A 19,024-nucleotide genomic window follows, 5' to 3' on the forward strand; every position below is an offset into this window, starting at 1 on the left:
CTTTGGGCATTTTTATGCTAAAATAGTAGCTATGGATAAAATTATTAAAACTATATCAGAAAGCGGAGCCTTTCGTGCTTTTGTCCTTGATAGCACCGAAACCGTCCGCACTGCTCAAGAAAAACATCAAACCCAAGCTAGCTCAACTGTGGCGCTTGGTCGAACACTTATCGCCAGCCAGATTCTCGCAGCCAATGAAAAAGGAAATACCAAACTAACCGTTAAGGTGCTGGGCTCTAGCTCTCTAGGCGCTATCATCACCGTCGCTGATACCAAGGGTAACGTCAAAGGCTATGTTCAAAATCCTGGTGTTGACATCAAAAAGACTGCAACTGGTGAAGTCCTAGTCGGACCTTTTGTTGGAAATGGTCAATTCCTCGTTATCACAGACTACGGTACTGGAAATCCTTACAACTCTATGACTCCTCTCATCTCTGGAGAAATCGGTGAAGACCTTGCCTTTTACCTGACCGAAAGCCAACAGACCCCTTCAGCAGTCGGCCTCAATGTCCTTTTGGACGAGGAAGACAAGGTCAAGGTTGCAGGTGGTTTCCTAGTCCAAGTATTACCAGGAGCCAAGGAAGGAGAGATTGCTCGCTTTGAAAAACGCATCCAAGAAATGCCAGCTATCTCGACGCTTCTAGAGAGTGAAGACCATATTGAAGCCCTCCTCAAGGCTATCTACGGCGACGAGGCCTACAAGCGTCTTTCTGAAGAAGAAATCCGTTTCCAATGTGACTGTAGCCATGAGCGCTTTATGAACGCTCTTGCTAGCCTTCCAAGCTCAGACTTGCAGGAAATGAAAGAGGAAGACCACGGAGCAGAAATCACTTGTCAATTCTGCCAAACTACTTACAACTTTGATGAAAACGACCTGGAGGAACTCATTCGTGACAAATCTTAATACACCTTTTATGATTGGCAATGTTGAGATTCCCAATCGTACCGTTTTAGCACCCATGGCTGGCGTGACCAACTCAGCCTTTCGTACTATCGCAAAAGAGCTTGGAGCTGGACTCGTTGTAATGGAAATGGTCTCTGACAAGGGAATCCAATACAACAATGAAAAAACCCTGCACATGCTTCATATCGATGAAGGTGAAAACCCTGTTTCTATCCAACTTTTTGGTAGTGATGAAGACAGCCTAGCGCGCGCAGCAGAATTCATCCAAGAAAATACCAAGACCGATATAGTCGATATCAACATGGGCTGCCCAGTTAACAAAATCGTGAAAAACGAAGCTGGCGCTATGTGGCTCAAGGATCCAGACAAGATTTACTCTATTATCAACAAGGTTCAGTCTGTCCTTGATATTCCCCTCACCGTCAAGATGCGTACCGGCTGGTCCGACCCAGCTCTTGCAGTAGAAAATGCCCTCGCTGCTGAAGCTGCAGGCGTTTCTGCCCTCGCCATGCATGGCCGTACCCGTGAGCAAATGTATACAGGTCACGCAGACCTTGAGACCTTGCACGACGTAGCTCAAGCTCTGACCAAGATTCCCTTCATCGCCAACGGTGACATCCGTACAGTTCAAGAAGCCAAGCAACGCATCGAAGAAGTCGGTGCTGATGCAGTTATGATTGGCCGCGCTGCCATGGGAAATCCTTACCTCTTCAACCAAATCAATCATTACTTTGAAACAGGAGAAATCCTACCTGATTTGACCTTTGAAGATAAGATGAAAATCGCCTACGAACACTTGAAACGATTGATTAACCTCAAAGGAGAAAACGTAGCAGTTCGTGAATTCCGTGGCCTCGCTCCTCACTATCTTCGTGGAACATCTGGTGCAGCTAAACTCCGTGGAGCCATTTCACAAGCTAGCACCCTAGCAGAGATTGAAGCCCTCTTGCAGTTGGATAAGGCTTAAAATGGTTCATACTGCTCTACTGATTATCGATATGCAAAAAGCATTTGATAGCCCTATCTGGGGAGAACGAAATAACCCTCAAGCTGAACATCAAGCATTGAGGGTACTGGCATACTTTCGTAAACACGCTCTTCCAGTCTTACACGTTCAACACATATCTGACAATCCCCAGTCACAATTTCACAACAAACAAAATCAGGTGTTTAAAACTGGATTTGAACCGGTCACCTCAGAACCTGTCTTTCAAAAAACGGTTAATAGCGCCTTTATTGGAACAAATCTTGAAACATATTTACGAAAAAAACAGATTGGTCATTTAGTCCTTGTTGGCTTGACTCTGCCTCATTGTGTATCCACTACTACACGAATGGCAGCAAATCTTGGTTTTGAAGTCACCTTACTAGCAGATGCTACTGCCAGTTTTACCCTATCGAACAAAAACGGTCAAGCCATCTCTCCTGAGACTATCCATGAGATTAATCTCCTTTCTCTACAAGATGAGTTTGCTCAAATTCTTACTACAGAAGAATTTTTAACCCAAATACAAATATAAAATAATCCGTCAACTCTTATTGAGCTGACGGATTTTCTTTAATTGTAAAAATTCAAATACTGAGAGTTATTATTGATTCAAAGCAACACTGGAAACCTTGCCATCCGCTCCTGTTGTAATTTGGATGACTTTTCCTCCACCGATTTTGGCATTATACTTACCATCATCAAGAGTATAAGAATAGCCTTTGATAGAGTAATTTTCTTTCTTTCCATCAGCAGATTCTACTGTAAATTGACCACCTGATGAAACTGTGATGGTTTCGCCATTGACTCCCTTCCAATTTCCCGCTGCGGCTGAGAAATCACCATCTACCATGGTTAAAACACCCTTGTAGCGTTTATTTTGCTCTGCTTGCTTATCTTGAAGTTTGCGGTCAGTTGTAGGATCATAGCTTGATTGGTTAGATTGGGCTTGAGAAGCCTGTTGAGTTGAAGGAGCCTGAGCAGGAGTTTGTTGGCTAGCTACCTGTTGATTAGACACTTCATGACCTTGTCTTTGTTCTGGTGCAGGAGTCTCTTGTGATGGTGTTGCGCTTGCTGAAGACTGGTCAGTAGACGCCTTGGCCTTTTCAGATGAAGCTGAACTTGAGGACTGCTGAGTCTTGCTTTCTTTGTTAGAAGAAGTTGCTTTAGAACTTGATGATTGACTTGTCTTAGCAGAACTGCTTGCTTGAATTGTCTCCTTTTTATTTCCACAAGCTCCTAATAATAGGGTAGAAGCCAATACAGTCGCTGCCATCAATTTGATATAGGTTTTCTTTTTCATTTTTCTACTCCTTTGTAATATTTTAGAAATATAAAGAAATCTTTTTGTAATATAATTGTAACATTGAAATTTAAATATGTCAACAATTTATCTAAACTATTTTAAAAATCTTAAATAACTTGACTACATTTTCTCCTCCTACTCTTCTATTCGTAATCTAATAAAAAAAATTTCCTATTTTGTTTAAAAGTTTTTTAAATCGCTCTTTTGTCATCGCTTGCATCTTTAAGTGCAAAGGAATATAATAACATTGAAATAGAATATAGGAGGTGTAGGCTTATGTTAAGCAAATATTACAAGTATCTTCCTTGGTTGATTGTGACAGCTATTGTCTCTTATCAATCAGCAACTTACTATGCGCGAACTGCATTTGATGTGTTTTATCTGACTACAATCTTTTTGATTGTTTATATCGCTTTGTTATTCCTACACGAAAAATATCTCAAGCAACGATACAAAGACTTCTTTACTCACATGTTGAGCAATTCTAAGAAAGATAGCCACCCCTAAAAACAGTCGCAACAGCAAAACCATCTCATGATGGTACATAAAAAGGTCGGGAACTTTTCCCGACCTCGCTTTTTATGCAATATCAAATTTTAACTGGCCTGCTTTAACACCAATTTTAAGTGTGCTGCCTGCCTCTAATTCTCCCTTGAGAAGAAGTTCTGCCAACTTGTCTTCCACTTCTGTTTGCAGGGTTCTGCGAAGTGGACGAGCTCCCATCTCTGGGTCATATCCTTGATTTGCCAACAATTTCAGTGCGGAAGCTTGTAATTTCAAGTCAATGCCTTTTTCAGCCAAACTTGCCACTAAAGGTTTGACCATAATCTTCACCACTTCCTGCATATGGTCGCTAGATAAGCTATGGAAGACCACCTTTTCATCAATACGGTTGATAAACTCCGGCCTATAAGCTTTTTTCAGCTCTTCAAACATGCGTTTCTCCATATTCTCCTGGTCAAAACGAATGTCCTTGGCCCCAAAACCAACAGTCTTGTCATCACGAAGGGCTGTCGCACCAAGGTTTGAAGTCATGATGATAATGGTATTTGAAAAATCAACCTTGCGACCCTTGCTATCGGTCAAGACACCATCATCCAAGACTTGCAAGAGGACATTAAAGATGTCTGGGTGTGCTTTTTCTACCTCGTCAAAAAGTAGAACGGAATAGGGTTTGTTGCGAACTTTCTCGGTCAACTCCCCACCTTCTTCATAACCTACATAGCCCGGAGGAGCTCCATTGAGACGGCTGGCAGCGAATTTCTCCATATACTCACTCATATCAAAACGGATAAGGGCTGATTCGTCATCAAAGAGAACTTCTGCTAGAGCCTTAGCCAATTCGGTCTTACCGACACCTGTAGGCCCTAAGAACATAAAGGAACCAATCGGACGCTTATGACTGCGAATCCCTGACTGATTGCGGCGAATGGCACGGCTAATGCTTGAAACTGCTTGATCTTGACCGATGACACGTTTGTGCAGTTCAGCTTCCAAGTTTAGGTATTTCTTAGCATCCGTTTGAGTCAGTTTTTGAACTGGAATACCTGATAAGCGACTCAAGGTGGTCAAAATATCAGACTCTGTCACCAAGTCTTTATAGACAGGCACTTCCTCTTCTTTTGCGATTAACTGAGCTGCCTGTTTCCACTTACCATCCATCAAGGCCTTGTCAGCTGGACTCAAACCTGAATCGTCTGCTTTTACATGCTTAACCTTATTTTGCACTGTTGCTGCTGCTTCATCTAAGAGGTCGATAGCAGAGTCTGGCAAGTGACGACTAGTCAAGTAACGATGCGCCATCTTGACAGCTGTTTCGACCGCTTCATCTGTGATTTGCACACGGTGATGTTTCTCATAAGTCGCCTTCAAGCCTTGCAAAATGGCCATACTGTCGGCCACACTTGGCTCTTCAATCGTCACTTTGGCGAAACGACGAGAAAGGGCCGCATCTTTTTCGATGTGTTTTTGATATTCTTCCTGAGTGGTCGCACCAACTGTTCTCAAGGTGCCACGCGCCAAGGCTGGCTTCAAGATATTGGCCGCATCCAGAGTCGAATCAATCCCGCTCCCAGAACCCATGATAGTGTGAAGTTCATCTATAAAGAGGATGACTTGGCCATCTTCTTCAATATCCTTAATGATATTATTCATGCGCTCTTCAAAGTCACCACGGAAACGTGTCCCTGCGACGACATTCATCAAATCAAGCTCTAACACGCGCATCTTAGACATTTCCGTAGGCACATCCCCACTAGCAATTCGCTGGGCAAGACCAAGCGCCAGAGCAGTTTTTCCGACACCAGCAGCCCCAACCAAGACAGGATTATTCTTTGTCTTCCGACTCAAGATTTGAATCATACGCGAGATTTCCTTGTCCCGACCGATGACTGGTTCTAACTTGCCAGAACGCGCTTGCTCTGTCAAATCATGCGTATAGTCCTCGAGACCTCCGCTCGGAGTCTGGGGCATACCCATCATATTAGCCATAGAATTTTGCTTGTCAGCTACTGTACGATGGCGTTGGCGTAGAGCCTTGAGGTCTTCACGAGTCCAGCCTGCACGTTCTTCTAGATTTCGACGTAGGGCAGCAATCTTAACCTGATCTTTCTTGTCTTCATAAGAAAAGCCTGCTCTCTCCAAGATGCGAGTCGCCAAGGCATTGCCATCATGCAAAATCGCATAGAGGACATGCTCTGTCCCTAGCACCTTAGTATGGACCACTGATGCTACATACTCTGCTTCATCAAAAAGAACCTGCAAACGATGGGAGAACGGCAATTCCGTAAAGATTTCATCCTGGCTATAGTCCGTTTCAGTCAGTTCCAAAGCGACCTCTTCTAAACGGTCCATCTCATATGGATAATCATTTAAAGTCGCCCCTGCCACACTATAACTGTGATTGGACATGGCAATCAACAAGTGCCAAGACTCTAGATAACGAGCTCCAAAATGGCCAGCAACCATGTAGGCACTTTCGATACATTCATTCAATGCTTTTGAATAGTTCATCTTACTTCCCTTTTCTATCTACCTCTTGTATGACCTGTCGTAGCATATTAGCTCGAACAACTGGAGCTTCTTCTCCTAGAACGCGATCCAAAGCTACTGCTACCAGCAAATTCATCTCTTGCTTGGTCATCAATTCCTGCTCAACCAAAAGCTGTAGAATATCCTCATAAATTTCTTGACTGACCCGCTCACCAATTGAGTAAAGCAGCTCCCTGAGCATTTCATGATGACTAGAAAACTCAATCCGTCCTATACGAATGTAGCCTCCACCACCACGCTTACTTTCAACCAAGTAGCCTCTACTTTCCGTAAAGCGTGTCTTGATCACATAGTTAATCTGACTGGGAACAACCTGAAAAGTATCCGCCAACTGACTCCGTTGCAACTCCACAATTCCAGATTGATCTAAAATCGCCTTGATGTAGGCCTCAATATGATCCGATGTATTTTTAAATCTCATTACAAACCCACCTCTCTCTTTAAACCTTGACTATCTTTGACTATTATACCGAAATTTTCTCATTTTTAAAAGAAAAAGGGCGCTGGTAAAGGATAATCTTCACCAACTCCCTATTTTTCTACTTATCTAAGCCTAATTCTACCAAAATTTGACGTTTATAGGCAATCTTTTGGACTTCTTTGTCCTCATCTTCAGACCAATCTAGTTTAATTTCTGAAACAATCTGCCCAGGACGATTTTTCAAGATATAGATGCGGTCGCTGAGACTGAGGGCCTCCTCGATACTATGCGTGATAATCAAGGTTGTTAGCTGCAACTGCTTGTGAATCTCAAGGTACCAAGCGTGGAGTTCCATCTTGGTCATCTCATCCAAGGCGCTAAAAGCCTCATCCAAGAGAAAGAGCTTGTGCCCGAAAAGATAGGTTCGGAGTAAAGCTACACGCTGACGCATCCCACCACTGAGTTCATGAGGGTATTTATCTCTTACAGCTGTCAACTGGAAGGTCGCAAGAATTTCATCTGCGCGAGCAATAGCTTCTGCCTTATCCACCTTTTGAATCAAGAGGGGCAGAATGATATTACCAAGCACCGTCTTGTGCTCCAAGAGCAGATCCTTTTGTAACATATAACTCACGCGCCCCTTGGGATTTTCTTCACCATCAAGGACAATTCTCCCTGACTGAACTTCTAAAATCCCCGCAATTAAGTTGAAAAGCGTAGTCTTACCAACACCACTTGGGCCTAGGATAGAAACCACTTCACCTGAAGTGACTTTCAGATTGATGTCCTCTAAAATCCTCTCCTGACCATAGGCATAACTGACGTGTTCTAGTCTAATTTCTGTCATTATTTCACAAATTCGTTGGTGAAGCCTTTGTCTGTCAAATCTTCTTTAAGGATACCATTTTCTTTATCCCATTTGTAGAAGGCATTCCAGCGAGCTGCATCAAATTGCCCCCATTTTTCCTTGTCGCTTGCGTATTCTTTTGACAAGTATTTTTGAGATTCGATGACAAAGTCACGTTTTTCCTTGAGTTCAGGTGCATTTTTGATGAGGATATCAGCTGCTTCCTCTGGATGCTCCATAGCATATTGGTAGCCTTTTTTGATAGCTTGGATAACTTTGCGAGCTTCTTCTTTGTTGTCTTTCAAATAGTCGTTGTTTGCGATGATAACTGGTGAATAGTAGTCAAACTCCTTGACATAGTCTTTCAAGTACATGAAGTTAGCATCTACACCTTGTGATTTAGCAAGGATACCATCCCAACCGTAGTAGATCCAAGCAGTATCAAAGACGCCATTGGCAATCGGTGTGATTGAGTTTGAGTCGTTATTTGGTACTTTTTCAACCTTCTCAAAGTCTCCACCTTGAGATTCTACCAAGGTTTTCAACATAGCAAGTTCAGTTGGGTCATTCCAAGTTCCGTATTTCTTACCAACCAAGTCTTTTGGACTAGCTACATTGTCAGATTTACGAGAGATGATTCCTGATGTATTGTGTTCTACGATAGCTGCAACGGCAGTGATTCCTGCGCCTTTTTCCAATTTTTTAGCCATATAGTCTTGGAAATAGACTGCAAATGGTGCCTTACCGTTAATAACCAAGTCAGAAGAACTTTCTTCTGGTGGCAATTTCAAATCAACATCCACTCCAGCTTCTTTGAAATAACCTTTTTCCTTGGCCACATAAAGCCCTGTGTGGTTGGTATTTGGCGTCCAGTCTAGGATAAAGTCAATCTTCTTGAGTTCTGCTTCCTTATTATCCTTAGAAGCAGTTCCTTGACCACAGGCCACAAGCACAACAGCTACAAGAGCTGTTAAAACAGTTAAAAACACTTTCCATGTTTTCTTCATTTCAATTTCCTCTTTTCTTTTTCAGAAACATTCTTATTCTACGAACGTTTCCATTTAATAACATATTTTTCACTGACATCAACCAGCTTCATACCGAGAAGACTGATAATCGATACCAGAATAATAATAGCAAACATAGTATCATACTGAAACAGTTTCTTGGACTGAATCATGTAGACACCTAGTCCTTCAAAGCCTCCCAACCACTCAGATACTACTGTTGTGATAAAGGCGTAGGAGACACTGACCCTCAGACCAGCATAAAAGTAAGGCAGACTGACAGGGATTTTAAAATGCCACAGGATTTGCCAAGGTTTGGCCCGCATCAGACTAAACAAGGTCAGCATATCCTTGTCACAATGCCTAAAACCGTCCAAAATGCTGACGATGATAGGAAAGGTTGTTGTCAAGATAATCAAGACAATCTTGGGCAAAATCCCATAACCGAGCCACAAAACCAGGATAGGGGCTATGGCAATGGTCGGGATAGTCTGAACAACCACCATCATAGGGTAAATCAGATCGTTAAGCCAAGTCAAACTGTCCATAAGCACAGCCATGAGACAGGCAATCAAGACTCCCAAAATCAGTCCCAATAAAGCCACTCTCAAGGTGGCCCAGCTATGGTGCCAGAGAAATTCTCTATCACGAACAAAGGACAGGAGAATTTCAAGAGGTGTCGGCAGGATAAACTTGGGGAGAAGTTTAAGAAAACCTGCTAACTGCCAGATTGACAAGACCCCCATAAAGCCCAATAGACTAATGTGTCGTCTCAGTATACTTTTCAAGTTTCTCATCAATACTTAAAATCTCTCCTACATTTATTTTGACATTGGCAAAAACATTATCTGCCTCCTGCCCTGCCACTTCTAGCGCTTCTTTGAGAATGCGCATAAGCTCATCAAACTCCCCTTCCAAGACCGTTTCAAATGGTGTCACCACCATAGTCACCTCTTGAGCTTGCAGATAAGCAATGACTTGATCGATAACAGCAATCCGATCAATCCCCTGTGATAGGGGTAAAATTTGCAAGGCGATGCTTGCTTTCATAAGAACCTCCTCTTCTCGTTTTCCTTTGACAAAAAGAAAAACCTTTGCCATATATGGAAAAGGTCAAGAGTAGACTAAGTATCGTTCCCTACGCTGGCATTACCCAGATCAGGTGCGGTCGAAGCTTAACGCTTCCTCTCAGACTGTACACAGACTCCCATATATTATATGGACATATGATAGCGCAAAACAAAAAAAATGTCAAGGAAACTGCTTACAGAAAAGAGTAGGAAATTTTCCTACTCCCATTTTCTATACTCGTTCTCCATCACTATTTACTCTGTAGCCATCCACTGTCGTATTGACAGCTAAGGCGCCTGAAGAGTAAGAATAATACCACTTACCAGAGACTTGATACCACCCCGTTTTCATTGCCCCTGAACTATCTAAATAATACCACAGACCATTTTCCTTTAACCAGCCTGTCTGCATTTCACCAGATGATTTCAAATAATACCAACTAGATCCATCTTTCAGCCAGCCTGTTGATTTAGATCCATTTGATTTAAAATGATACCAACTACCATTTATTTTCTTCCAACCGACAGTTGAACTGTTATTGGATCCATAGTTAGAGCTATTTCCTGATTGATTCTGATAATTCTGTGAAGAGGTTACTCCCTCTAGCTGGATATAGCGACGACTTCCGTTATAAGCCGTATAACTCAACCACTTGTACCCATCTTTTTCGAGAATTTGATCATAATGAACATTCTCCCCAGGATAATAGTAATCAATTGCAGTTGCGCCAGCTAGAGGCTGATTTTTGATAGCAGCCTTAGTCTTAAAATAATGTGTTCCTCCTGTTGAAACTGAGGATTGACTATTCCCAACACTGCCACCAGCTAAATCTTTAAAATGAATAAAGCCAGTCATAGTATTCGCCTTCACGACGCGCTTATTGTAAGATTCCCTTATTCCATAATTGTATTCTTCAATCTCAATCTCATCTCCTATTACATTTGACACCCAAGCAACATGACCATAAGTTCCTGCAGTCGACCAAGCAATGGAGCCAATCGCTGGTCTATTATCGACACGATAGCCTTCACGACGAGCACGATAGCCCCATTCATTCGCATTCCCATAAGCCGCCGGAATCTCAAAACCATTGACATTACTCAAACGAAAGGCTGCAAAAGAAGTACACTGACGAGAATACATGCGCCACTTATCAATCTCCTGGCTCCCATTTTTATAATGAGCAGGATAATCATCCCCACGCGCAATCGATCCATTTCCTCCGGAATAGGCATATACACTATTACCCGCTGCTAACATCAATCCTACTACTAAAAAGGGAACAACCTTTTTAGCTGATTTTCTAAAAGAAAATCTTGTCTCTGCTACTTTAAATGGTGAAATTTTCATTCTTCCTCCTTGAAAAATAATATAAATCGAAGATTACCTTCACTTAAACTATTCGGAGAAAAAAAGAAAAAGTGAGAAAATTTCTCACTTTAGTCAAGATAATGAATCAAATTCTTTTCTGTAAGGATATCTGAGTAAGTAAAGGATTCAACGTAAACATTAGCTTGTTTATCTCCTTCAACGTTCCCAAATTCAACGATAAATAGGGATGGATAAACCTCAATTAGCTTACCCAATCTATTTTTTTGGCGCTTACGACCATTCTCCAAAGTCATTTCTACGACTTGTCCCTCATGTGCCTTGATTTCTTCTTTTATTTTTTTCATCTTGGCTACATCTGTAAATGCATCTGACATCTTATGCCTCCCTCTTTGAGATACTTGAAAATTTATTGTATTCTTTTTGGAAAATTAATTCCACCGTTCCACGAGCTCCACTACGGTTTTTCTCTATAATAACTTCTACCTTATTGTTTGGTATGCCTTCCTCTTCTTCACCACCACGCTCATAGTAGTCGTCGCGATAAAGAAAGGCTACGATATCAGCGTCCTGCTCAATAGAACCAGATTCACGAATATCAGACAAGACCGGTCTCTTATCCTGGCGTTGTTCTACACCACGAGAAAGCTGACTTAGAGCGATTACTGGAACCTTCAGTTCCTTAGCTAAAATTTTCAACTGACGTGAAATTTCTGAAACCTCTTGTTGACGATTTTCCCGACCAGTTCCCGTGATAAGCTGCAAATAGTCTATTAAAATCAAACCAAGATTTCCAGTTTCTTGAGCCAGTTTACGAGAACGAGAACGAATCTCTGTAATCCGAATCCCTGGCGTATCATCGATATAGATACTTGCATTAGCTAGGTTCCCTTGAGCAATGGTATATTTTTGCCACTCCTCATCAGTCAATTGACCCGTACGGATAGAATGCGATTCCACCAAGCCTTCTGCCGCCAACATACGGTCCACTAGACTTTCCGCACCCATTTCGAGTGAAAAAATAGCAACCGTTTTGTCCAACTTAGTCCCAATATTCTGAGCAATATTCAATGCAAAGGCTGTCTTACCAACCGCTGGACGGGCTGCTAGGATAATCAACTCCTCCTCATGAAGTCCAGTCGTCATATGATCCAAGTCACGATAGCCTGTCGCAATACCTGTAATATCGGTCGTTTGTTGCGAGCGAGTTTCCAGATTTCCAAAGTTGATATTCAACACATCTCGAATGTTCTTAAATCCACTTCGATTAGCATTTTCGCTGACATCAATCAGGCCTTTTTCTGCCTGAGCAATGATTTCATCAGCTGGTTGCGAAGCCTCGTAAGCTTGATTGACAGACTCTGTCAACTTGGAGATTAATCGACGTAGCATGGCCTTCTCTGCAACAATCTTAGCATAATACTCCGCATTAGCAGAAGTTGGCACAGAATTGACAATCTCAACCAGGTAAGACAAGCCACCAATATTCTGTAAATCACCTTGATTATCAAGAATGGTACGAACCGTTGTTGCATCTATAGCATCGCCACGATCGGATAAATCGACCATAGCTTGGAAAATCAAACGATGGGCATACTTAAAAAAGTCCCGAGACTCAATATATTCTCGCACAAAAACAAGCTTACTCTCGTCAATAAAGATAGCCCCTAAAACGGATTGCTCAGCTAAGATATCTTGAGGTTGTACTCGTAACTCTTCTACTTCTGCCATCAGACTTCCCTTCCTTTTACAATCTTGTCAAGAAAGTGTAAATTTACCCTTCTTTCACACGAAGATTGATCACACCTGTGATATCTTGATAGATTTTCACTGGTACATCGATCAAACCAACTGCTCGAATCGGAGCTTGTACTTGAATATGACGCTTATCAATCTTAATTCCAAATTGCTTTTGCAATTCTTCTGCAATTTTCTTATTGGTAATGGAACCAAAGGTACGACCATCTGGACCAACTTTTTCAACAAATTCTACAACCGTTTCTTCTGCTTCTAGTTGGTCTTTAATTGCTTTTGCTTCTGCAATCATCTCAGCGTGAGCTTTCTCTTCTGATTTTTGTTTACCACGAAGTTCACCTACAGCTTGAGCAGTTGCTTCTTTTGCTAAATTCTTTTTGATAAGAAAGTTTTGTGCATACCCTGTTGGTACTTCCTTAATTTCACCTTTTTTACCTTTTCCTTTAACATCTGCTAAAAAGATTACTTTCATTCTTCTTTCTCCTTTTCCTTTATTTCATTTAATACAATTTCTGTCAGTTTTTCACCTGCTTCTGACAAGGTTAAATCCTTAATTTGAGCTGCTGCCAAATTAAAGTGGCCTCCACCTCCCAGCTCTTCCATGATCCGTTGTACATTCAGTTTACTACGACTGCGAGCTGAGATAGAGATAAATCCTTGTGTATTCTTCGCAAGAACAAAACTCGCTTCAATGCCCGACATAGCTAACATGGCATCTGCTGCCTTACTAATAACAACTGTATCATAGCATTTCGAGTCCTTAGCCTCTGCTATCAGTACATCTGAACCTAATTTACGTCCCTGTAAAATCAGTTCATTGACCTCACGATATTCTTCAAAATCCGTCGCAGCGATTTCCTGGATAGCAATACTATCGCTTCCGCGCGTTCTGAGATAGCTAGCAACATCAAATGTCCGACTAGTCACTCGTGAGGTGAAATTTTTAGTATCCAACATCATACCAGCCATTAAAACACTTGCTTGCATACGACTCAAACGATTTTTCTTAGAATTCTGGAACTGAATCAATTCCGTTACCAACTCACTGGCACTGCTTGCACCACTTTCGATATAAGTGATAACTGCATTGTCTGGGAAATCCTGATCCCTTCGATGGTGGTCAATAACAATAGTTTGGGTAAACAAATCATAAAAATCTTTTGATAAAGTTAAAGCTGTCTTTGAATGGTCTACAAGAATCAACAAAGAACGATTGGTCACCATCCCCATTGCATCCTTAACAGACAACAACTTCGTAACTCCTTCTTTTTCTAAGAATGCAACAGCTCGTTCAATATCTGGTGACATTTGATTTTCATCATAAAGAGCATAACTATTTTCTGTTACATTACTAGCAAATAACTTCATACCTACAGCAGAACCCAAAGCATCCATATCAAGGTTTTTATGACCAACTACAAAAACCTGATCTACACTTCTAATTTTATCTGAAATAGCCGTCATCATAGCGCGCGTACGTGTTCGTGTACGCTTGATTGACGCAGCAGACCCACCACCAAAATAAACTGGATTTTTCGTTTCGTCGTTCTCCTTGACAACCACCTGGTCTCCACCACGCACTTCAGCCAAGTTCAAGTTGAGTAATGCAACTTTACCTATCTCATCATGATTTCCATCACCATAAGAAAAGCCCATACTTAAGGTCAAAGGCAACTGTCTCTGTTTTGACTCTTCTCTGAAAGCATCGATAACAGAAAATTTATCATTCATCAATCCCTCAAGTACCGTGTAGTCCGTAAAGAGATAGAAACGGTCCATACTCACTCGACGGGAGAACATGGCATGCTTCCCAGCAAATTCTGAAACAAAATTGGCTACAAAACTATTGATATGACTGATATCAGACTCCGATGTTTCATCTTCTAAATCATCATAGTTGTCAACGGAAACGATCCCAATCACAGGTCGACTCGTTACTAACTCAACAGTCGCTTCGTATTCTCCAGACACATCAAAGAAGTAAAGAACTCCAGACACCTTGTCCATATGAACCGAATAGCGGGTCTCACCCAAGGTGGCATAAGAACCTGGATTCCCCACAGAAGCCTTGATAATTGTTTGAATTAATGCCACATCAATTTCGCCCACTTCATTAGTCAAAATCAATTCAGCATAAGGATTAAACCATTCAACTTCACCTGACGACAAGTCTAATTTAATAACTCCGACAGGCATCTGTTCTAACAAGGTTGTCAAACTTTCTTCAGCTTGGTGGTTTACATACTGGATTTGTTCTACTTCACTCCTTGAGTAGTAGTCTCTCTGATGGATGAATAGTAAAATATATGAACCCAAAATAAGTAGCAAAAGAAATAGCGTTACCAGTGTATTCGTTACAAAAACAAGTTGCACAGATAGCACTCCGAACGCCACTATTCCTAATATTAAGGGGAAAATAGGACTTACATAAAATTTTTTCATTCCAAACCTCTTGGCACCCATTATACCATAATAACCACCAAAAAGCGACTTTTTAAAAGTGTAATCAGTAATTCTATCAATTATAAGAAAAAGGAGGTTTACAATTTAGTAAACCTTCCTTTACACATATTGAAATTAAGATTCTTTAACTTCTAACAAGCCAATCTCGCCATCTTCACGACGATAAATCACATTGGTTGTCTGATCTTCAACATCCACATAGATAAAGAAATCATGTCCCAACAAATCCATCTGTAGAATAGCTTCTTCCAAATCCATTGGTTTTAAATCAATTTGTTTTGAACGAACAACTCTAGATTGGACAACATTTGTATCTTCCACCAAAGCATCTGTAAATAATTGACTAGTTGCTACCTTGTTTTTATTTTTACGCTCGATTTTTGTTTTATTTTTACGAATCTGACGTTCAATTTTATCGGTTACAAGGTCAATTGAACCATACATATCTTGAGACACATCTTCTGCACGAAGAGTAATTGAACCAAGCGGAATCGTCACCTCCACTTTAGCCGTTTTTTCACGATACACCTTCAAGTTTACTCGAGCATCCAACTCTTGTTCAGCTTGAAAATACTTTTCGATCTTTTCGAGTTTAGAAACTACATAATCACGAATTGCTTCTGTTACTTCTAGGTTTTCACCACGGATACTATATTTAATCATATGAGTACCTTCTTTCTAAACATTTTTGTTTTTCTGATTTCATTATAACGCTTTCATTTTATTTTTGCAAATTTTTTCCTCATCTTACAAGGGAAAATGTTTTTACATCCTCAGCACCAGCTTCTTCCAACAGCTTCTTCACACGATTTATAGTTGTTCCAGTAGTATAAATGTCATCTATAAGTAGGATTTTTTTAGGAATAGTGACTCCCCTTTTAATAAAGAAAGGAAGTTCTGTCCCCAAGCGTTCTGAACGATTTTTGGAAGAACTGGCCCGCTCTTCTCTCTTCTCTAGTAAGTCTTGCAAAGAGAACTCTGCTGCTTCAACTAAACCTTCAACCTGGTTAAATCCCCTCTCGAGCAATCTTTCAGGACTTAGGGGAATTACAACAAATTGATACTCTTTGTACTTTTTTAACTCCTCACTTAAAACTGAAGCAAAAACTTTTCTTAAAAGGAAGTCTCCATCAAACTTATACCGACTGAAAAAATCCTTCATAGCTTGATTGTAAGTAAAAATCGCTCTATGACTGACTTCAACTTCTTCTTTACACCAAAATTGACAATCTTGACACTTTGTTGACAAACCTGTTTTCATACAGTTTGGGCAGTTTTCTTCTCCAATCCTCTCAAAAGTAGAGTCACAGTCTGAACAAAGACAAGAGTCATCATTCTTCAGAAGTAAGAGACTACTAAAAGTTAAAACAGCCTTCATAGTCTGCCCACATAATAAGCACTTCATAGCCCCGCCTCCTTATTCATCTGCTGAATTTCCTTAATTGCCTTTTTGATTGAAGCATTTAACCCGTCATGGAAGAAAAGCAAATCTCCTGTCGGTCTGTCCATACTCCGACCGACACGTCCTCCAATCTGTATTAAACTAGACTTGGTAAACAGACGATGATTGGCCTCTACTACGAAAACGTCAACACAAGGGAAGGTAACTCCACGCTCCAATATTGTCGTACTGATAAGTATTGTCAGTTCTCTATCTCGAAAAGCTTGTACCTGCTCTAATCGATTTTCTGTGATAGAAGATACAAAGCCAATTTTCTCATTTGGAAATTGCTCCTGTATGATTTCTTTTAACTGTTCCCCTTTCTTAATCTCTGAAGCAAAAATGAGTAACGGATAACCTGTCTTTCTCTGCTTCTCAATATAAGACTTTAGCTTTGGTGACAACCGACTTTTCTCTAAACAGTGATTAAAATCGGATAACCAGACAGGTTTAGGAATAATCAAAGGATTTCCATGAAATCGTCTTGGCAAACTCAATCGTTTTAATTCTCCGATGCGAACCTTCCTATCTAACTCATCGGTAGAAGTTGCTGTTAAAAAGATTCTCAAGCCATTCTCCTTTACACTATTCTTGACAGCATGGTAAAGCATAGGATTGTCAACATAAGGAAAGGCATCTACTTCATCCACTATCAGTAAATCAAAAGCTTGATAAAACTTCAATAACTGATGGGTCGTCGCAACAACTAGTGGTGTTCGAAAATACGGCTCTGATTCTCCATGTAGGAGGGCTATCTCACAAGCAAAATCCTTTTGCAGGCGCTTATACAGCTCCAAACAAACGTCTATGCGAGGACTGGCCAAACACACTGCACCACCCGCATTGATCACTTTAGCTACTACTTGATAAATCATTTCTGTCTTTCCAGCTCCTGTTACAGCGTGAACCAAGCTTGGCTCTTGCTTGTCTACCGCTTGAAGCAGTCCCTGTGATACCTTATCTTGAAAAGGGGTTAATTGACCACGCCATTTAAGAACATCTTGCTTCGGAAAATCCTCCTGTGGGAAATAGTATAAAGATTGATCACTCCTGACTCGCTTCATCAGTAAACACTCCCTACAATAGTAAGTACCGATGGGCAAATACCATTCTTCTAGAATAGTACTATTACAACGTTGACAGAAAAGTTTCCCTTTCTCCTTTCTCATTGCTGGAAGTTTCTCCGCCAACTGACGTTCCTCTTCTGTTAATTCATTCTCAGTAAACAAGCGACCGAGATAATTTGGATTTACTTTCATACTTCTTTATTCGTAAAAACCTAGCGCTTTAAATGATTTTTTAGTACAATTAAATCATGGAATTTAGAACAATTAAAGAGGACGGACAAGTCCAAGAAGAAATCAAAAAATCCCGCTTTATCTGTCATGCCAAGCGTGTTTATAGCGAAGAAGAGGCTCGTGACTTCATTACTGCCATCAAGAAAGAGCACTACAAAGCTACTCATAACTGCTCTGCCTTCATTATTGGGGAACGTAGTGGAATCAAACGGACAAGTGATGATGGTGAGCCCAGTGGGACTGCTGGCGTTCCCATGCTTGGGGTACTAGAAAATCACAATCTTACTAATGTCTGTGTGGTAGTGACACGCTACTTTGGTGGCATTAAACTAGGCGCTGGAGGATTGATTCGTGCTTACGCTGGCAGTGTTGCCTTAGCTGTCAAAGAAATTGGCATCATTGAAATAAAGGAACAGGCTGGCATTGCTATTCAAATGTCTTACGCTCAGTACCAAGAGTACAGTAACTTCCTTAAGGAATATAATCTCATGGAACTGGATACAAACTTTACAGATCAAGTCGATACGATGATTTATGTTGATAAAGAAGAAAAAGAAACTATTAAAGCTGCACTTGTAGAGTTTTTTAATGGAAAAGTCACTTTAACTGATCAAGGTTTACGAGAAGTTGAAGTTCCTGTAAACTTAGTGTAAACAAAGGAGAAAAATATGGCATTTGGTAAATTCATTCAAGGACTCGCTGGTAACTTTAGCGAGCAAAACAAAGAAACTCTTATCAAAGAATATGGACAATATCTACTAGAAAATGAAGAAATTCAAAGTGGATATAAACTGATTCGTGATTCAATTATATTTACAAATATCCGTATTATCTTTACAGATAAACAAGGCGCTACTGGTCGTAAGATGTCTATTAAATCAATCTTTTTGATGAACATTGTTAACGTTGAAATGGAAACTGCAGGAGCAGGTATAGATGATAGTGAAATTACTATTACTTATTTAGAAAATGTCTTTCTAAAAGCACACAATGAGCATTTTAATGCTCATAAATTTGAATTCCCTAAGAAAACGGATATCATTCCACTTTACACCTATTTATTAGAATTAGCTTATCACAATCGCTTGAAAATTAACGGCTTAGACCTGTGATATAAAAAAATCCTATCACTTCGATAGGATTTCT

21 protein-coding genes are annotated in these 19,024 nt (G+C 40.7%); 6 read left to right on the forward strand and 15 right to left on the reverse strand.

The features are described 5' to 3' along the window. The first annotated feature begins 31 nt into the window (after positions 1-31). From hslO to ADG81_RS05675, 3 genes are read left to right on the forward strand one after another with little or no spacing between them, the layout of a single operon-like run. Positions 32-904, forward strand: a complete 873-nt coding sequence (gene hslO, locus ADG81_RS05665; protein ID WP_049551174.1) for an Hsp33 family molecular chaperone HslO — start codon at positions 32-34, stop codon at positions 902-904. Then, complete coding sequence (gene dusB, locus ADG81_RS05670; RefSeq protein ID WP_049551175.1) at positions 891-1,871, forward strand: tRNA dihydrouridine synthase DusB; 981 nt, start codon at positions 891-893, stop codon at positions 1,869-1,871. Before hslO ends, dusB begins: the two co-directional genes overlap by 14 nt. Before the next feature lies 1 nt (position 1,872). Then, the gene (locus ADG81_RS05675; RefSeq protein ID WP_049551176.1) at positions 1,873-2,424 is read left to right on the forward strand and encodes a cysteine hydrolase family protein; all 552 of its coding nucleotides are present in this window, start codon (positions 1,873-1,875) and stop codon (positions 2,422-2,424) included. 69 nt (positions 2,425-2,493) lie between these two features. Here ADG81_RS05675 and ADG81_RS05680 read toward each other — a convergent pair whose 3' ends face one another. After that, entirely contained in the window at positions 2,494-3,192 is a 699-nt protein-coding gene (locus ADG81_RS05680; protein ID WP_000730889.1) for a hypothetical protein, read from the reverse strand. 279 nt (positions 3,193-3,471) lie between these two features. Here ADG81_RS05680 and ADG81_RS05685 point away from each other — a divergent pair, with 279 nt between their 5' ends. Then, positions 3,472-3,702 carry a hypothetical protein gene (locus ADG81_RS05685; RefSeq protein ID WP_000949599.1) on the forward strand — a complete coding sequence of 77 codons (231 nt, stop codon included), beginning with the start codon at positions 3,472-3,474 and terminating at the stop codon, positions 3,700-3,702. Positions 3,703-3,774: 72 nt separating this feature from the next. Here the strand turns inward: ADG81_RS05685 and ADG81_RS05690 are convergent, their stop codons facing one another. From ADG81_RS05690 to ADG81_RS05755, 14 genes are all read right to left on the reverse strand, one after another. After that, the gene (locus tag ADG81_RS05690) at positions 3,775-6,207 is read right to left on the reverse strand and encodes an ATP-dependent Clp protease ATP-binding subunit (protein ID WP_049551177.1); all 2,433 of its coding nucleotides are present in this window, start codon (positions 6,205-6,207) and stop codon (positions 3,775-3,777) included. 1 nt (position 6,208) lies between these two features. Beyond that, positions 6,209-6,667, reverse strand: coding sequence for a CtsR family transcriptional regulator (locus tag ADG81_RS05695; protein ID WP_004261972.1), 459 nt, complete (start codon positions 6,665-6,667; stop codon positions 6,209-6,211). Between the two features lie 118 nt (positions 6,668-6,785). After that, the gene (locus ADG81_RS05700; RefSeq protein WP_020902628.1) at positions 6,786-7,514 is read right to left on the reverse strand and encodes an ABC transporter ATP-binding protein; all 729 of its coding nucleotides are present in this window, start codon (positions 7,512-7,514) and stop codon (positions 6,786-6,788) included. Continuing rightward, positions 7,514-8,521, reverse strand: a complete 1,008-nt coding sequence (locus tag ADG81_RS05705; RefSeq protein ID WP_004255331.1) for an ABC transporter substrate-binding protein — start codon at positions 8,519-8,521, stop codon at positions 7,514-7,516. The genes ADG81_RS05700 and ADG81_RS05705 overlap by 1 nt, the downstream gene beginning before the upstream one ends. Before the next feature lie 38 nt (positions 8,522-8,559). Next, a complete protein-coding gene (locus ADG81_RS05710; RefSeq protein ID WP_024057369.1) occupies positions 8,560-9,318 on the reverse strand; it encodes an ABC transporter permease in 759 nt (252 codons plus the stop codon). Continuing rightward, positions 9,281-9,571 carry a thiamine-binding protein gene (locus ADG81_RS05715; RefSeq protein ID WP_000647655.1) on the reverse strand — a complete coding sequence of 97 codons (291 nt, stop codon included), beginning with the start codon at positions 9,569-9,571 and terminating at the stop codon, positions 9,281-9,283. Before ADG81_RS05715 ends, ADG81_RS05710 begins: the two co-directional genes overlap by 38 nt. Before the next feature lie 252 nt (positions 9,572-9,823). Next, positions 9,824-10,942, reverse strand: a complete 1,119-nt coding sequence (cbpD, locus tag ADG81_RS05720) for a choline binding-anchored murein hydrolase CbpD (RefSeq protein WP_020902625.1) — start codon at positions 10,940-10,942, stop codon at positions 9,824-9,826. Positions 10,943-11,031: 89 nt separating this feature from the next. After that, complete coding sequence (locus ADG81_RS05725; protein ID WP_001278169.1) at positions 11,032-11,298, reverse strand: Veg family protein; 267 nt, start codon at positions 11,296-11,298, stop codon at positions 11,032-11,034. Position 11,299: 1 nt separating this feature from the next. Further along, positions 11,300-12,652, reverse strand: a complete 1,353-nt coding sequence (gene dnaB / locus ADG81_RS05730) for a replicative DNA helicase (protein ID WP_004255325.1) — start codon at positions 12,650-12,652, stop codon at positions 11,300-11,302. 43 nt (positions 12,653-12,695) lie between these two features. Beyond that, on the reverse strand, positions 12,696-13,148 hold the full coding sequence (gene rplI / locus ADG81_RS05735) for a 50S ribosomal protein L9 (RefSeq protein WP_004255324.1): 453 nt from the start codon (positions 13,146-13,148) through the stop codon (positions 12,696-12,698). Further along, complete coding sequence (locus tag ADG81_RS05740; protein ID WP_004255323.1) at positions 13,145-15,118, reverse strand: DHH family phosphoesterase; 1,974 nt, start codon at positions 15,116-15,118, stop codon at positions 13,145-13,147. The genes rplI and ADG81_RS05740 overlap by 4 nt, the downstream gene beginning before the upstream one ends. Before the next feature lie 135 nt (positions 15,119-15,253). Beyond that, positions 15,254-15,802 (reverse strand): ribosome hibernation-promoting factor, HPF/YfiA family, encoded by a 549-nt coding sequence (gene hpf / locus ADG81_RS05745; protein ID WP_004255322.1) that lies wholly within the window; start codon positions 15,800-15,802, stop codon positions 15,254-15,256. Positions 15,803-15,881: 79 nt separating this feature from the next. Then, positions 15,882-16,544, reverse strand: a complete 663-nt coding sequence (locus ADG81_RS05750) for a ComF family protein (RefSeq protein ID WP_004255321.1) — start codon at positions 16,542-16,544, stop codon at positions 15,882-15,884. Further along, the gene (locus ADG81_RS05755; protein ID WP_004255320.1) at positions 16,541-17,839 is read right to left on the reverse strand and encodes a DEAD/DEAH box helicase; all 1,299 of its coding nucleotides are present in this window, start codon (positions 17,837-17,839) and stop codon (positions 16,541-16,543) included. The genes ADG81_RS05750 and ADG81_RS05755 overlap by 4 nt, the downstream gene beginning before the upstream one ends. A 56-nt stretch (positions 17,840-17,895) precedes the next feature. On the opposite strand from ADG81_RS05755, the gene ADG81_RS05760 reads away from it, so the two are divergent. Both ADG81_RS05760 and ADG81_RS05765 read left to right on the forward strand, forming a co-directional pair. After that, positions 17,896-18,531, forward strand: coding sequence for a YigZ family protein (locus tag ADG81_RS05760; RefSeq protein WP_000395748.1), 636 nt, complete (start codon positions 17,896-17,898; stop codon positions 18,529-18,531). A gap of 15 nt (positions 18,532-18,546) precedes the next feature. Continuing rightward, positions 18,547-18,990: a PH domain-containing protein gene (locus ADG81_RS05765; protein WP_000863906.1), complete on the forward strand. Its 444-nt coding sequence runs from the start codon at positions 18,547-18,549 to the stop codon at positions 18,988-18,990. Positions 18,991-19,024: the final 34 nt, after the last annotated feature.

Origin of the sequence: Streptococcus pseudopneumoniae (assembly GCF_001070815.1) — a bacterium.
GTDB lineage: Bacteria > Bacillota > Bacilli > Lactobacillales > Streptococcaceae > Streptococcus > Streptococcus pseudopneumoniae_P.

What these genes read in the sequence shown, in the direction of transcription:
- hpf (WP_004255322.1), bottom strand. Translation starts at nt 15,802, where the DNA reads ATGATTAAATATAGTATCCGTGGTGAAAACCTAGAAGTAACAGAAGCA.
- dnaB (WP_004255325.1), bottom strand. Translation starts at nt 12,652, where the DNA reads ATGGCAGAAGTAGAAGAGTTACGAGTACAACCTCAAGATATCTTAGCT.
- ADG81_RS05705 (WP_004255331.1), bottom strand. Translation starts at nt 8,521, where the DNA reads ATGAAGAAAACATGGAAAGTGTTTTTAACTGTTTTAACAGCTCTTGTA.
- ADG81_RS05680 (WP_000730889.1), bottom strand. Translation starts at nt 3,192, where the DNA reads ATGAAAAAGAAAACCTATATCAAATTGATGGCAGCGACTGTATTGGCT.
- ADG81_RS05695 (WP_004261972.1), bottom strand. Translation starts at nt 6,667, where the DNA reads ATGAGATTTAAAAATACATCGGATCATATTGAGGCCTACATCAAGGCG.
- ADG81_RS05715 (WP_000647655.1), bottom strand. Translation starts at nt 9,571, where the DNA reads ATGAAAGCAAGCATCGCCTTGCAAATTTTACCCCTATCACAGGGGATT.
- ADG81_RS05760 (WP_000395748.1), top strand. Translation starts at nt 17,896, where the DNA reads ATGGAATTTAGAACAATTAAAGAGGACGGACAAGTCCAAGAAGAAATC.
- ADG81_RS05725 (WP_001278169.1), bottom strand. Translation starts at nt 11,298, where the DNA reads ATGTCAGATGCATTTACAGATGTAGCCAAGATGAAAAAAATAAAAGAA.
- ADG81_RS05750 (WP_004255321.1), bottom strand. Translation starts at nt 16,544, where the DNA reads ATGAAGTGCTTATTATGTGGGCAGACTATGAAGGCTGTTTTAACTTTT.
- ADG81_RS05700 (WP_020902628.1), bottom strand. Translation starts at nt 7,514, where the DNA reads ATGACAGAAATTAGACTAGAACACGTCAGTTATGCCTATGGTCAGGAG.
- cbpD (WP_020902625.1), bottom strand. Translation starts at nt 10,942, where the DNA reads ATGAAAATTTCACCATTTAAAGTAGCAGAGACAAGATTTTCTTTTAGA.
- ADG81_RS05740 (WP_004255323.1), bottom strand. Translation starts at nt 15,118, where the DNA reads ATGAAAAAATTTTATGTAAGTCCTATTTTCCCCTTAATATTAGGAATA.
- ADG81_RS05675 (WP_049551176.1), top strand. Translation starts at nt 1,873, where the DNA reads ATGGTTCATACTGCTCTACTGATTATCGATATGCAAAAAGCATTTGAT.
- ADG81_RS05685 (WP_000949599.1), top strand. Translation starts at nt 3,472, where the DNA reads ATGTTAAGCAAATATTACAAGTATCTTCCTTGGTTGATTGTGACAGCT.
- ADG81_RS05755 (WP_004255320.1), bottom strand. Translation starts at nt 17,839, where the DNA reads ATGAAAGTAAATCCAAATTATCTCGGTCGCTTGTTTACTGAGAATGAA.
- ADG81_RS05710 (WP_024057369.1), bottom strand. Translation starts at nt 9,318, where the DNA reads ATGAGAAACTTGAAAAGTATACTGAGACGACACATTAGTCTATTGGGC.
- hslO (WP_049551174.1), top strand. Translation starts at nt 32, where the DNA reads ATGGATAAAATTATTAAAACTATATCAGAAAGCGGAGCCTTTCGTGCT.
- rplI (WP_004255324.1), bottom strand. Translation starts at nt 13,148, where the DNA reads ATGAAAGTAATCTTTTTAGCAGATGTTAAAGGAAAAGGTAAAAAAGGT.
- ADG81_RS05690 (WP_049551177.1), bottom strand. Translation starts at nt 6,207, where the DNA reads ATGAACTATTCAAAAGCATTGAATGAATGTATCGAAAGTGCCTACATG.
- ADG81_RS05765 (WP_000863906.1), top strand. Translation starts at nt 18,547, where the DNA reads ATGGCATTTGGTAAATTCATTCAAGGACTCGCTGGTAACTTTAGCGAG.